This window comes from Micromonospora cremea, assembly GCF_900143515.1.
Lineage (GTDB): Bacteria > Actinomycetota > Actinomycetes > Mycobacteriales > Micromonosporaceae > Micromonospora > Micromonospora cremea.
In genome coordinates this window covers 2,275,012-2,288,407 of the sequence record NZ_FSQT01000001.1, presented here as the reverse complement: position 1 = coordinate 2,288,407, position 13,396 = coordinate 2,275,012, and the positions used below count along the sequence as shown (strand labels likewise).

At 71.1% G+C, this 13,396-nt stretch carries 10 protein-coding genes; 5 read left to right on the top strand and 5 right to left on the bottom strand.

The window, feature by feature from the left end:
* Positions 1-33: 33 nt before the first annotated feature.
* Positions 34-585, bottom strand: a complete 552-nt coding sequence (locus BUS84_RS10530) for a winged helix-turn-helix domain-containing protein (protein WP_244298466.1) — start codon at positions 583-585, stop codon at positions 34-36.
* 323 nt (positions 586-908) lie between these two features.
* Between BUS84_RS10530 and BUS84_RS10525 the strand changes: the two genes are divergently transcribed.
* Positions 909-5,279: a S8 family serine peptidase gene (locus BUS84_RS10525; RefSeq protein ID WP_244298465.1), complete on the top strand. Its 4,371-nt coding sequence runs from the start codon at positions 909-911 to the stop codon at positions 5,277-5,279.
* A 73-nt stretch (positions 5,280-5,352) separates the two neighbouring features.
* Here BUS84_RS10525 and BUS84_RS10520 read toward each other — a convergent pair whose 3' ends face one another.
* Positions 5,353-5,868, bottom strand: a complete 516-nt coding sequence (locus BUS84_RS10520; protein ID WP_074310918.1) for a winged helix-turn-helix domain-containing protein — start codon at positions 5,866-5,868, stop codon at positions 5,353-5,355.
* 344 nt (positions 5,869-6,212) lie between these two features.
* Here BUS84_RS10520 and BUS84_RS10515 point away from each other — a divergent pair, with 344 nt between their 5' ends.
* The 4 genes from BUS84_RS10515 (at position 6,213) to BUS84_RS10500 (ending at position 9,949) form a co-directional block, all read left to right on the top strand.
* Positions 6,213-7,226: a phosphatase PAP2 family protein gene (locus BUS84_RS10515; RefSeq protein WP_074310916.1), complete on the top strand. Its 1,014-nt coding sequence runs from the start codon at positions 6,213-6,215 to the stop codon at positions 7,224-7,226.
* Positions 7,227-7,287: 61 nt separating this feature from the next.
* Positions 7,288-7,983 (top strand): response regulator transcription factor, encoded by a 696-nt coding sequence (locus BUS84_RS10510; RefSeq protein ID WP_074310914.1) that lies wholly within the window; start codon positions 7,288-7,290, stop codon positions 7,981-7,983.
* Complete coding sequence (locus BUS84_RS10505; protein ID WP_074310911.1) at positions 7,980-9,446, top strand: sensor histidine kinase; 1,467 nt, start codon at positions 7,980-7,982, stop codon at positions 9,444-9,446. The genes BUS84_RS10510 and BUS84_RS10505 overlap by 4 nt, the downstream gene beginning before the upstream one ends.
* Positions 9,443-9,949, top strand: a complete 507-nt coding sequence (locus BUS84_RS10500; RefSeq protein ID WP_084757322.1) for a hypothetical protein — start codon at positions 9,443-9,445, stop codon at positions 9,947-9,949. Before BUS84_RS10505 ends, BUS84_RS10500 begins: the two co-directional genes overlap by 4 nt.
* A 16-nt stretch (positions 9,950-9,965) precedes the next feature.
* Here BUS84_RS10500 and BUS84_RS10495 read toward each other — a convergent pair whose 3' ends face one another.
* The 3 genes from BUS84_RS10495 to BUS84_RS10485 are packed head-to-tail and all read right to left on the bottom strand — an operon-like array spanning position 9,966 to position 13,275.
* A complete protein-coding gene (locus BUS84_RS10495; protein ID WP_074310909.1) occupies positions 9,966-10,988 on the bottom strand; it encodes a D-alanine--D-alanine ligase family protein in 1,023 nt (340 codons plus the stop codon).
* Complete coding sequence (gene alr / locus BUS84_RS10490) at positions 10,985-12,127, bottom strand: alanine racemase (RefSeq protein ID WP_074310907.1); 1,143 nt, start codon at positions 12,125-12,127, stop codon at positions 10,985-10,987. The genes BUS84_RS10495 and alr overlap by 4 nt, the downstream gene beginning before the upstream one ends.
* Positions 12,124-13,275 carry an acyltransferase family protein gene (locus BUS84_RS10485; RefSeq protein WP_074310905.1) on the bottom strand — a complete coding sequence of 384 codons (1,152 nt, stop codon included), beginning with the start codon at positions 13,273-13,275 and terminating at the stop codon, positions 12,124-12,126. The genes alr and BUS84_RS10485 overlap by 4 nt, the downstream gene beginning before the upstream one ends.
* Positions 13,276-13,396: the final 121 nt, after the last annotated feature.

The following is a 13,396-nucleotide window of genomic DNA, read 5'->3' as shown; positions in this document are numbered from 1 at the left end:
CCACTGGGGCGCTGCCCACATCAGGCAGCCGCGTCAGGCCCGCCCGATCCGCGGCTCCTGACGGTCGGTCAGTTGCAGCCCGACGCCGCGCACGGCCTCGATCGTGGCACCGGTGCCGAGGTCGTGCAGCTTGCGTCGGAGCCGCTTCACCAGCGACTGCACGTCCGCCTTGCGCTCGCGCCCTTCGTCGCGCCAGACCGACCGGTGCAGCTCGCCGTAGCTCCAGACCCGGATCGGCTCGGTGGTCAGGCAGATCAGCAGGTCGTGTTCGAGTCGGGTCAGGTCGATCTCCCGGTCCTGGCAGCGGGCGGTGGACCGGGGCGAGTCGATGACCAGGGCGGAGTCGGTTGCGGCGGCGGGCGCCGGCTGGGACGGTATCCCAGCAGGCCGTTGTGGAGTGGCGATCAGCCGGCGCAGCTCGTTGAGGTCGGCCACCAGCAGCAGCGGGGCGATGCCCTCGAGGCGCTCCGCGAGCCGGATTCGCTCGGTCGGCGACGAGGTCACCGCGATCAGCAGCGGGAACGGCTCGTCAACCGGATCGGACCCGTCCACCGCCGCTTCGTCGTCCTCGGCCACAGCACCCACCCGGGATCCATGGGCATCATCCTGCCCAGTTCTCGTCATGGTCCTGACAGTGTTGGGCAAGCCTGCCGCCCGCCTGGCAACCGTTAGTGACAAGTTGCTTACGGCAAGTTCTTGATCGTCCTTTCTTCTCGATCATAGTGTCCATTCGGGCAACCGGCGTGACCCGCGCGGTGCATGGGGGGCATGGAGGGGTTCGTCCACTCGGTTTCATCGAGACGGATCTCCTGCACTCTCACCATGGCCCATTTTCACCCTGGGTCGTTCTGAGGGAGGCAACACGGATGTTCAGACGTCCACAATGGAGGCGCACAGCCAGATCACTGGTGAGCGCTGGTGCGGCGATGATCCTCGCCGCGACATGCCTGGCCAGTATCGGCTCGGGCGCGCAGGCGGCGCCCGGCGGAACGGCGGCCGGCGCCGCTCCGGGGGACAAGATCCGACCGGAGCTCGCGAAGCAGCTCCAGGCCAAGAGTGAAGGGGACTTCTGGATCCGGTTCAAGGACCGTGCGGACCTGAGCAAGGCCAGCGCCATCACGGACTGGTCGAAGCGCGGCACGGCGGTCGCGGAGGCACTGCGCAAGACCGCCGCCGAGAGCCAGGGCAAGATCCGGGCCGAACTCGACGGCTCGGGCGCGAAGTACCAGACCTTCTGGGCGACCAACGCCATCAAGGTGAGCAGCGGCTCGCTGGCGATGGCGCAGAAGTTCGCCGCCCACGAGGAGGTGGAGGGTCTCTACGCCCCGGTCGCCTACAAGGTGCCCGAGGTCACCAAGGGCACCGATGAGAAGACCGTGAACGCCCTCGAGTGGGGCATCGCGAACATCAACGCCGACGACGTCTGGGACCAGTACGGCGTCACGGGCGAGGGCATCACCATCGCGAACATCGACACCGGGGTCCAGTTCGACCACCCGGCGTTGGTCAACTCCTACCGCGGCAACAACGGCGACGGCACGTTCGACCACAACTACAACTGGTTCAACGCCGCCGGGACCTGCGCGACCGCCCCCTGTGACACCAACGGCCACGGTACGCACACGATGGGCACCATGGCCGGCTCCGACGGCGCGAACCAGATCGGTGTCGCGCCCGGGGTCAAGTGGATCGCGGCGAACGGCTGCTGCCCCAACGACGACGCTCTGGTCACCTCCGGGCAGTGGATGCTCGAGCCGACGGACCTCAACGGCGAGAACGCGGACGCGAGCAAGCGGCCGAACATCATCAACAACTCGTGGGGCAGCCAGAACCCGTCCAACGAACCCTTCATGGAGGACGTGACGCTGGCCTGGGCCGCCTCCGGAATCTTCGGGGCCTGGTCCAACGGCAACAGCGGGCCGGCGTGCCAGAGCAGTGGCTCGCCAGGCAGCCTGGTCAGCAACTACTCGACCGGCGCGTACGACATCAACAACAACGTCGCCGGCTTCTCGGGCCGGGGCGCCGGGCAGAATGGGGAGATCAAGCCCAACATCTCGGCGCCGGGCGTGAACGTCCGGTCGAGCATCCCGGGCAACTCCTATGCCAGCTACAACGGCACGTCGATGGCCGCTCCGCACCTGGCGGGCACGGTCGCCCTGCTGTACGCGGCGGCCCCGTCGCTGGTCGGCGACGTCAACGCGACCCGTGCGCTGCTCAACGGCGCCGCGATCGACAAGGCCGACGACCAGTGCGGTGGCACTCCGGCGGACAACAACGTCTACGGCGAAGGCCGACTGGACGCGCTCGCGCTGCTCAACGCCGCCCCGACCGGCGACACCGGCATCCTGGCCGGCACGGTCACCGACGCGACCACCGGCAGCCCGATCGCCGGTGCCACCCTGACGCTCACCGGGCCGACCGGGCGCGAGGTGACCACCGGCACCGACGGCAAGTACTCGGCCACGCTCCCGGTCGGTGACTACCAGGTCGCCGTGGCGGCGTTCGGCTACGCCAGCACGACGAAGCCGGCGACCGTCACGGACGGCGCGACCACGACGCTGAACGTCGCGCTGACGGCGGTGGCGAGTGTCAACGTCACCGGAGCGGTCACCGACGGCTCCGGCCACGGCTGGCCGCTCTACGCCAAGGTCACCGTGACGGGTGTGTCCGGCGTGTACGACTACACCGCGCCGGCGAACGGCCGTTACAGCATCAAGCTGCCGGCCGGGCAGACCTACACCCTGAAGTACGAGTCGCAGTACCCCGGCTACCAGACCGTCACCAAGGAGGTCGTGGTCGGGTCGGGCAACGTCACCGCGAACGTCGCGGTGCCGGTGGACACCACCACCTGCACGACGGCGCCGGGCTACACCTTCGGCTCCGACGGCGAGTACGAGACCTTCGACGGCACAACCGTGCCGGCCGGCTGGTCCGTGGTGGACAACAAGGGCAACGGCCAGGTCTGGAAGTTCACCGACGACGGCAACCGCGGCAACCTGACCGGTGGCAGCGGCAACTTCGCGATTATCGACAGCGACGCCTACGGTGCCGGCGGGAGCCAAGACAGCTCCCTGGTCAGCCCGGTGGTCAACCTGACCGCCGTCACTGCCCCGGTCATCCGGTTCAACCAGGACTTCAACCAACTGGCCGACGACACCGCCGATGTCGATCTCAGCATCGACGGCGGCGCCACCTGGACGAACGTCCTGCGGCAGGAGTCCGACGTCCGGGGGCCGAAGGTCACCGAGATCCCGATCCCGCAGGCGGCCGGCAAGGCGCAGGTCCAGGTGCGGTTCCACTACTACGACGCCTCGTACGAGTGGTGGTGGGAGGTCGACAACGTCCTGATCGGCAGCCAGGTCACCTGCGTGCCGGTCGACGGCGGTCTGGTCGTCGGCAACGTCCGTGACAAGAACGACAACAGCTACGTCAACGGCGCCACCGTCACCAGTGACGACCGGCCCACCGAGAAGGCCGTCACCGTGGCGACCCCGGACGACCCGGGGCTGGCCGACGGCTTCTACTGGCTCTACTCGACGCTGACCGACACGCACAAGTTCACCGCGAAGGCCGGCAACTACGTCAGCCAGAGCAAGCAGGTCGACGTGCAGGCCGACTGGGCGACCACCGCGAACTTCCAGCTCGCGGCCGGCCGGCTGTCGGTGACGCCGACTCAGGTGAGCGCGACGGTGCAGATGCCCAGCGGCAAGGCCAGCAGGACGTTCACGGTGACCAACACCGGCGGGGCGCCGGTCGACGTCGAGTTCAGTGAGCGGGACAACGGGTTCGAACTCCTGCGGGCGGACGGGTCCCGGATGACCAGTCAGCAGGTGCTCGGAGCCACCGGCGCACCGGAGCAGCGGCTCACCGTCCCGACGTCGTTCGCCGCCAAGGCGTCCGGCAAGGCGGCCATGGCGACCCCCGCCGCGGTCAGCCCGCAGGCCGCCCCGTGGACGGACATCACCGACTACCCGGCCAACATCATGGACAACCGGGTGGTGAGCCTGAACGGCATGGTGTACTCGATCGGCGGTGGCGACGGGTCGAGCTCGACCACGAAGAACTACGCGTACGACCCGGTCGCCCAGACCTGGGCGTCGGTCGCCGACCTCCCCGGCGCCCGCAACGCCCTGGCCGTGGGCGTCGTGGACGCAAAGATCATCGCGACCGGCGGCTGGGCGGACGGCGGCCCGGACGCGGCAACCTGGTCGTACGACCCGGCGGCGAACACCTGGACGGAGCTGGCCGACAACCCGGCGCCGAGAGCTGCCGCCGGGCAGGCTGTGGTCGACGGCAAGCTGTACGCCATCGGTGGCTGCACCACGGCGGCCTGTACGCCGATGTCGAACACTGTCGTCCGGTACGACCCGGGCAGTGACAGCTGGGAGACGATGGCCAACTACCCGAAGTCGGTGGCCTTCGCCTCCTGCGGCGGGATCGACGGCACGATCTACTGCACCGGCGGCAACGACGGGGCCGCCTCGCAGAAGGCCAGCTACGCCTTCGACCCGGGTGCCAACACCTGGACCGCCATCGCCGATGCGCCGGTCGACAACTGGGCCAGCTCGTTCGCTGTCGCGAGCGGCAAGCTCCTCGTCGTCGGCGGTTCGCAGGGTGGAGCCATCAGCAACGCCGGCTTCGCCTACGACCCGGGCACCAGCTCGTGGTCCAACCTGCCGAACGCCAACACCGCGCGGTACCGCGGTGGCGCGGCGTGCGGCTTCTACAAGATCGGTGGCTCGTCCGGCAGCTTCAGCGCGGCGCCGGACAGCGAGGTGCTGCCGGGGTTCGAGGGTTGTGCCGAGGCGGCGGCCGATGTCAGCTGGATGACGATCGACAAGTCGGCGGTCACCCTGACGCCAGGTGAGAAGGTCACGGTCACCGTCGGGATGACGGCGAACGTGGACCAGCCGGGCACCTACTCCGGCTCGGTCGGCATCAAGGAGAACACGCCGTACACGGTGGCGCCGGTGGCGGTGACCATGACCGCAACGCCGCCGAAGACCTGGGGCAAGCTGATGGGCACGGTGACCGGGACCAGTTGCGCGGGTGCGACCTCGCCGATTGCCGGCGCGGTGGTCCAGGTCGACTCGTGGGCGATGTCGTGGACCTTCGCCACCGACACCCAGGGCAAGTACGCCTACTGGGTGGACCGTCGGAACAACCCGCTCACGATGATCGTCGCCAAGGACGGCTGGAAGCCGCAGACCCGTTCGACGAAGATCAACGCCACCACACCCACGGTGGAGAACTTCGGGTTGTCTCCCGTTCGGTGCTGAACGCCTGACTGGTAGGTGACAGATCCGGCCCGCCTGGTCAGTGACCAGGCGGGCCGGACCATGTCCTCCGCGGTCAGACCGGGGCGAGCCGGAAGCCGACGCCGCGGACCGCGTGGATCGTCGCCGCGGCGTTGAGCCGGGCGAGTTTGCGGCGTACGCGGCGGACCACGGAGTGCATGTCCGAGCCGCGGCCGAGGTGCCTGTTGCCCCACACCTCGAGGTGCAGTCGTTCATAGGTCCAGACCTGCCCGGGCGCGTGGACGAGGCAGAGCAGGACGTCATGCTCCAACCGGGTCAGGTCGATCTCCCGGTCGCGCCACCGCAGCACCCGGCGGTCGGAATCGACGGCCAGGTCGGGTGGTGGCGGCGTCTGTAAGCTCTGCGCCGCCTCGGCGACCACGCTCTCGGCGGCGGGAATCACCGTGGCGGCGGCCGGCATCTCCACCACCCCGAGAAACTCCCGCGCCTGGTCGACATTCGAGACGATCAGGAAGGCGTCACTCCCGCCGAGCAGCCGGGCCAGCTGTCTGCGCTCGGCCGGCGAGGACGCGATGCCGATGACCAGGGAGGCGACCGGAATCCCCTGCATTTTCCCCAACCCCTTCCGGTTCCCCAACTTTCTCCGGATGGTTGTCGCGCTGCCGACCGAAACATTGCCTGATCGGCGTCCTGACCTTAGTGGAATTGCGTCTCGGCAGGGTAAAACATAGTTGCATGCAAGCATATGAATGACCTTTCACGCTTCACATAAGTGATTCGGGGCGACTTGGCCGGGTTTGCCGGAGAATTTGGTCATCGCCGCGTTGCGACGCCGCCGGCCGGGAGGCGTGCCGGCGCGGTCCACCCGTTCTCCTTCGGCCGGGGCCGAAACTGTGACAGAACCAAGACAATCCGCGGACAGCGTCCGGACCTGGCGGGCCGACCATGGCCGGTATGTCGCTCGGATCCTCGTACCACGTCGGACGGTCGGCGCCCGGCCCGCAGCCGGCGCGACCGCTGTCACCTGCCCGCGCAGCCGCGCCGCTGGGCCGGCTGCTGCTCGGGGCGGCCCTGGGCCACCTGCTCGCCCTGGGCCTCACCTGCGCCGTGTTCGTGCGGACCTACCCCGGTCAGTGGCTGGACGGGCTGCTCCTGCCGCGCGCCGAGCGGGGTGGGGGTTACGAACAGCAGACCGTCCTGGTGGGTCCGGCCCGGACCGTGCTGGCCACCTTCGGCAACCCGACGCTGCTGGTTGCCCTGCTCGGCACGGTGCTGCTGCTGGGAGCGCTGTGCCGGCGGCTGCTGGCGGGAGTGGTGGGCGTCGGCATGGTCGTCTGCGCGGTGGTGGTGGCCGGTGCGGTGAAGTCGGTGCTTCCCCGCCCGGACTTCCAGATCGTCAGTTCCAGCACCCACAACAGCTTTCCCAGTGGTCATGTCGCGGCCGCGACGACCCTGCTGCTGGCGTTCATGCTGGTGCTGCCCGCGTGGGCCCGACGCTGGCTGGCGGTGCCGGGCGCGGCAGGTGTCTCGCTGATCGCCTCGGCCACCATGATCACTGGCTGGCACCGGTTCAGTGACGCGCTCGGCGGCGTCCTGCTGGGTGTGACGCTGTTCTGCCTGGCCGCGGCGGCGCTGGCGGCGGGCCGGCGCGGTGACGCCGGTCAGGGCGGTGCCGTCGGTCCGCGCCGGGAACCGGACGGCGCCGTGTGGCGCAGGCTCATCGAGGGGGCGGTGGCGCTGGCCGTGCTGCTCTGGGCGCTTCTGGTGGTGATGCCCGGTCTGGCCGCTTCGGTGCAGCCCGGGCTGCTGGTCGCGATCGTGGCGGTGACCGGGGCGACGATCCTGGCGGTGGGCTCAGTGGTGTTCCTGGTGCGGTCGGCGGATTTCCTCGTCCCGACCCGCCCGCGGGCCCGCGCCCAGCGGCACCCGGAGGCGGAAACCCGGGACGGCGGGATCGTCCAGACCTGATACCCGACCACCCCGGACATCGACGAAAGCTAAATCTATTCATGATGGGATACTTGGCGACATGTCCCAGGTCCTGCTGATCGAAGACCACCAGACGGTGCGCGACGGGCTGCAACTCGCGCTCACCCGACAGGGCCACACGGTCGACGCCGTGGCAACCGGTGAGCAGGGGTTGGAACGGTTGCGGGCGGCCTCGTCCGACGTCGTGGTCCTCGACCTCATGCTGCCCGGGATGGACGGGTTCGAGGTCTGTCGCCGGATCCGGCAGCTCGGCGACCTTCCGATCATCATGCTCACCGCCCGCAACGACGACATGGACGTGGTGGCGGGCCTGGAGGCCGGCGCCGACGACTACGTCGTCAAGCCCGTGCAGGCCCGGGTGCTCGAGGCGCGTATCCGTGCGGTGCTGCGGCGGACCGGTGGCGAGTCGCGGCGCACCGGCGGCGAGCGGTCCGGCCTGGAAGAGCACGGTGCCCTCACCATCGACCGGGCCGCGCTGGTGGTCAGCAAGGGTGGGCTGCCGGTCAGCCTCGCCCCGACGGAGCTGCGCCTGCTGCTCGAACTCGCGCAGACGCCGGGCCAGGTGCTGAGCCGCCAGCAACTGCTGGAGGCCGTGTGGGAGCACGGTTACCTCGGCGACTCGCGGCTGGTGGACGCCTGCGTGCAGAGGCTGCGCGCAAAGATCGAGGATGACTCGTCGGCGCCGGTCTTCATCCAGACGGTCCGCGGTTTCGGGTACCGGTTCGGGCCGCTGTGACGCCATGGCGCTGGGCCGGTGGCCGAGCGTCCGGCCTGCGGGTCCGGCTGCTGCTGGCCTTCGCGTTGCTGGGCGTGACCACCACGGCCGTGGTGGCCAGCGGAAGCTACTTCCAGGCCCGGACGGTCATCCTGCAGCAGGCGCAGGACGCAGCGGTGGCGTCGCTGACCGATCAGCTCACGAAGGTCTACCCGGTACGCCGGCTCCCGCCGTCCCAGGAGGAGCTCGACACGTTGGCCCATCGCCTCTCCGACCGGGAGGGATACGCGGTGGTCCTCTACCGCGACATGCGGGCGCAGGGCGCTCAGGTGCCCGAGCCGCTCACCCCGGAGCTTCGGCAGGCGGTCGGGGATGGCCTCATCGCCTGGCAACGCGTCTCGCGCGACGGAGAACCGGTGCTGCTCATCGGGACCCAGCTGGAGATCGACCGGCCCGATGGCACGCCTGTGCCGTCCGGCCTGGAGGTCTACTCGGTGCGCAGCCTCGCCTCCGAGCAGCAGAGCATCGACCGGCTCGCCACCCTGGCGTGGCTGACCGGTGGGCTCTCCCTGGTCCTCGCGGTCCTGCTGGCCCTGCTGGCAGCCCGGGGAGTGCTGCGGCCGGTCCGCGAGCTGGGCCGGGCGGCGCGCCAGCTCGGTGAGGGCGACCTGACCACCCGGCTCGCGGTCCGGGGCGCCGACGAGCTGGCCGACGTGGCGCGGACCTTCAACGACACCGCGGGGACGCTGGAGCGGCAGGTCGGCGAGCTGCGGCGGATGGAGGCCGACGCCCGCCGCTTCGTGGCCGACGTGTCGCACGAACTCCGCACGCCCCTGGCCGCGATGACGGCGGTCACCGACGTGCTCGACGAGGAGGCGGACCGGCTGCCCGGAGATGCCGGCCGGGCCGCCCGGCTCGTCAGTCAGGAGACGCAGACCCTCACCCAGCTGGTCAACGACCTCATCGAGGTCAGCAGGTTCGACTCCGGCACGGCGCGGCTCTCCCTCGACGACGTCGACGTGGCCGCGGCGGTGACCGCGACCCTGCGGGTCCGGGGCTGGGCCGATCGGGTGCGAGCGGAGCTGCCGTCCGGAGTTCACGCCCGGCTGGACCCCCGCCGGCTGGACGTCATCGTCGCCAACCTGGTCGGCAACGCGTTCCGGCACGGCGCCGAGCCGGTGTCCGTGCGCCTGCGCGCCGAGCCGGACTGGATCACCATCGAGGTCCGCGACCAGGGGCCGGGGCTGGACCCGGAGGTGCTGCCGCACGTCTTCGACCGCTTCTACAAGGCGGACACCGCCCGGACCCGCTCGGAGGGCAGCGGCCTCGGCCTCGCCATCGCATGGGAAAACGCGCGCCTGCACCAGCACGCCGGGCAGTCCGGGAGTCTCCTCGCGGGCAACGACCCCACGGGCGGCGCGGTGTTCACGCTCCGGCTGCCCCGGGTGGCCACGGACGCGGCGGACGCCGGAGGCGTACGGTGACCGGCCGCCGGGCGGCCCGGGCGTCGCTCGCCGGCGCGCTCCTGCTCACGCTGCTCGCCACGGGCTGCGGGGTCCGGCCCAGCGACGTCATCACCGGCCGCTCCGCAACGTCCGGCCCGGCCGTGGGCGTCGGCCTCTACCTGCTCTCGCACGGACGACTCGCGCTGGTCATCCGCGGGACCAAGGGGATCACCGCCTCGCCCGAGCAGACGCTCGGCATGCTGGCGGCGGGCCCGGACGAGTTCGAGCGGAGCCAGGGCCTCGCCAGCGAGGTGCCGGTCGGCCTGGTCCCGGCCACACCGGTGACGGCGACAGCCGACGGACCGGGCGTCACGGTGACGATGACCGGTGCCGTGCGGCCGTTGTCGGCGGTCGCGGCCGACCAGATCATCTGCACGGTGGCCGATGCCCTGGCGCTCGCCGGCCAGGGGGACAGCTTCGTCCCGGTCACCATCGCCGGGCCGGACGGCGTCCGTCCGCCCCGGTCCTGTCCGATCAAGTGACCGGGGCGACGGCCCCTCAGACCAGGTCGATAGCCCGAGCCGGCCGGGGCAACCCGATGGAGGCGACCCGGCCCTGGTCGGCCAGGGCGCCGGCGATCAGGATGTCGAGCAGGGTGGCGAACCCGATCCCGGCCCGCTGCCAGATCTGCGGGAACTGCGAGGCGGTGGTGAACCCGGGGAAGGTGTTCACCTCGTTCACGATGGGCTCGGCGGACCCCTGCGTGGGCAGGAAGAAGTCGACGCGGAGCAGCCCGCGGCAGTCGAGGGCGTCGAAGGCACGGATCGCGCGGTCCTGGAACACCTCGGTGGTGGCCGGGTCGAGCGCGGCGGGGATCTGGAAGATCGCCCCGCCGTCGTACTTCGCGTCGTAGTCGAAGAACCCGGCGCCGGTCACCCTGATCTCCAGGGGCGGACCGGCCTGCACCCGGCCGTCGGGATGCTGGAGCACGGCCACGTCGATCTCCCGTCCGCGCGCGCCCTGCTCGACGAGCACCTTCGGGTCGACCTCCCGGGCCTGCTGGAGCGCCGCGGGAAGTCGCGACCAGTCGGTCACCCGGACCACGCCCAGGCTGGAGCCGGCCCGGGCGGGCTTGACGAACACCGGCAGGCCGAGGCGTCGCTGGTCGGCCGGGGACAGCTCCTCGCCGGGACGCAGAGTCACCCCGGGGCTGACCCGCAGGCCCTCCGCGGCGAGCAGTCTCTTGGTGACGCCCTTGTCCATGCCGGCCGCGCTGGCGAAGACGCCGTTGCCGACGTACGGCACCCCGAGCCATTCCAGCAGCGACGCGACGGTGCCGTCCTCGCCGTACGGGCCGTGCAGGGCCGGGAACACCACGTCCTGGGTGCGCAACACGCGCAGCGCCAGGGGGAGTGGCACCGCACGGCCGTCGACGTGCCACCCGCCGTCCCGACCGATGAGCACCTCGGTGACCTGGTACCTGTCCCGGTCGAGGCCGGCGAGGATGCTGTCCGCCGAGCGGCGGGACACCTCGTGCTCGCCGCTCTGCCCGCCGTACAGCACTGCCAGTCGGATCGTCATGACGTTTCCGCCCTTTCGTGGAGGTGGTCGCGGGCCACCCGGGCCCCGACACCGGTCAAGATCTCGTGCGGGTTCGTGCCGGCCCACCGCGCCCACTCGGCGACCGTCGGTTGGGCGTGGTCGCCCCGGTCGGGGCCGAACACCACGACCCGATCCCCGATCGCCACGGGAAGATCGCCCACGTCGACCACGCACTGGTCCATGGCGATGCGTCCGACGATCGGGCGACGCCGGCCGCCCAGCCACACCTCGGCGCGGCCCTCGGCGGCCCGGGTCAGCCCGTCGGCGTAACCGAGTGGCAGCAGGGCCAGGGTGGTCGGCGCGCCGGTCACGTACCCGGGTCCGTAGGAGACGCCGGTGCCGGCCGGCACCCGCTTCACGTTGACCACGGTCGTGCGCAGCGTCATGGCGGCGCGTAGCCCGACGTCGCCGGGCCCGGTCCCGCCGAACGGGTCCACGCCGTACAGCGCGAGCCCGATCCGGCAGAGGTCGAAGCGGGTCCGGGGTGCGGCCAGCGCGGCCGCCGAGTTGGCCAGGTGCACCAGATCTGGGTCGAGGCCGGCGGACCGGGCGACCCGCAGCGCCTCCTCGAAGACCGCCACCTGTGAAGCGAGCCCGGGGCTGCCCGGTGCGTCGGCGTCGGCCAGGTGCGACCAGACGCCGCGCACCCGGATTCCGCCCTCCACCTCGTACTTGCGGGCCCAGCCGACCAGCTCGGGCCAGTCGTCGCCGGCGGCCCCGTTGCGGGACAGCCCGGTGTCCGCCTTGAGCTGCACCGTCGCCGGCACGCCGAGCCGGTGGGCGGCGTCGACGACAGCCTGCAGGTGGGTCGTGGTCGACACGCCGACGTCGACGCCGGCGGCGATCAACTGGTCGAAGTCGTCGTCGGGGCGGTGCAACCAGCTCAGCGTGGGTGCGGTGATGCCCGCCGAGCGCAGTGCCAGCGCCTCGGACGCCGAGGTCACCCCCAGCCAACCGGCGCCGGCAAGCAGCGCTGCCCGCGCGACCGGCACCGCGCCGTGGCCGAACCCGTCCGCCTTCACGACGGCCATCAGCTCCGTACCGGCAATCGACGCGATGGTCCGCACGTTGCTGGCGATCGCGTCGAGGTCGACCACCGCCTCGCCCAGGGCGCTCATCCGGCCGCCTCCACCCGCCGGGGGCCGGGGAGGGCGAACAGCCAGCGCGCGTGGACCGCCAGGAGCTCGCGGTGGACGGTCAGGCTCACGCCGATCACGAGCCCGGTCAGCAGGATCGGGTACCCGAGCACGAGCAGGCCCTGGCCGACCTGGTCCAGCCCGGAGATCGGCCCGAGCAGCAGCCGGTGCAGCAGCGCCAGCACCGGCATGTGGATGACGTAGATGGGCAGGGTGATGCGGCCGAGCGTGGCGAGCCGGTTGCTGAGGGCGGGCCACCGGCCGAGCCGGGCGGCGGCGGTGATGCCGAAGGCGACCGCCACGACGGACACCAGCGGCCACACGCCGAACCATCGCTGCGCGCCGACCACCGCCATCGCGGCGAGCAGGAGGACGTAGGCGCCCGAGGTCACCGCGAGCCGGTGCCCGGTGGCGGTGGCCGCCCACCGTTCGATCCGGGGTCGCAGGTACAGGCCGGCCAGAAAGAAGATCAGGTTCTGGTACAGCCCGGCGCGGTTGCCCGGCGTGTCGAGCAGGCCGGCGGCGGCGACGGCGGACAGCGCCGCGGCGGGCGCCAGGATCAGCACGTGGGGGGCCTGGCGGACGGCCTTGGCGACCGTGAAGTAGAGCGCCAGGGCGTACAGGTACCACAGGTTGGAGGGCGTGATGGTGAGCTGTTCCAGCAGCCCGAGGACGGACGTGGCGCGGTCGGTCGGGAAGTCCGGGGCGGCGGCGAGGACCGCGGTGTGGATCAGCAGCCAGAGGGCGTACAGGTAGAGGAATCTCCCGATCCGGCTGCGGGCGACGACCCGCCAGGGCCGCTGCACGGCGTTCGTCGCGAAGACGCCGGAGATGGTGAAGAACAGCGGCATCCGCAGCGGGAGGAACTGCTCACCCACCGTTCCCCACAGGCCCGGCACCGGTACGCCGATGTGCCAGTCGATCTGCAGATAGTCCTTGACGACGACGTGCCACAGGACGACCAGGATGATGCAGACGCCCTTCGCGGCGTCGGCCCACTCCGCTCGGTGTGGCCGGCCCGGGGTGGAGCCGGACAGCGTCCGGTACCGCCGGTGGCGGAACCGGTCGTGCGTCACGTCGGGCTCGTGCTCGGGTGGCCGGGCGTCGGTGGATGTCGGCTGTCGGATCACCCGAACGAAGGTGTCAGTCGGATATCCCCGAGTGATCTGCGAATTGTCATGAACCGGTAATGGAAATCGCGGCTGCCGTCCGACGCGATCCGCCAGATGCGGGGCAGAACTGGCCGGCATC

Coding starts and splice junctions, on each gene's coding strand:
- BUS84_RS10520 (WP_074310918.1), bottom strand. CDS start 5,868: ATGCAGGGGATTCCGGTCGCCTCCCTGGTCATCGGCATCGCGTCCTCG.
- BUS84_RS10515 (WP_074310916.1), top strand. CDS start 6,213: ATGTCGCTCGGATCCTCGTACCACGTCGGACGGTCGGCGCCCGGCCCG.
- BUS84_RS10510 (WP_074310914.1), top strand. CDS start 7,288: ATGTCCCAGGTCCTGCTGATCGAAGACCACCAGACGGTGCGCGACGGG.
- BUS84_RS10495 (WP_074310909.1), bottom strand. CDS start 10,988: ATGACGATCCGACTGGCAGTGCTGTACGGCGGGCAGAGCGGCGAGCAC.
- alr (WP_074310907.1), bottom strand. CDS start 12,127: ATGAGCGCCCTGGGCGAGGCGGTGGTCGACCTCGACGCGATCGCCAGC.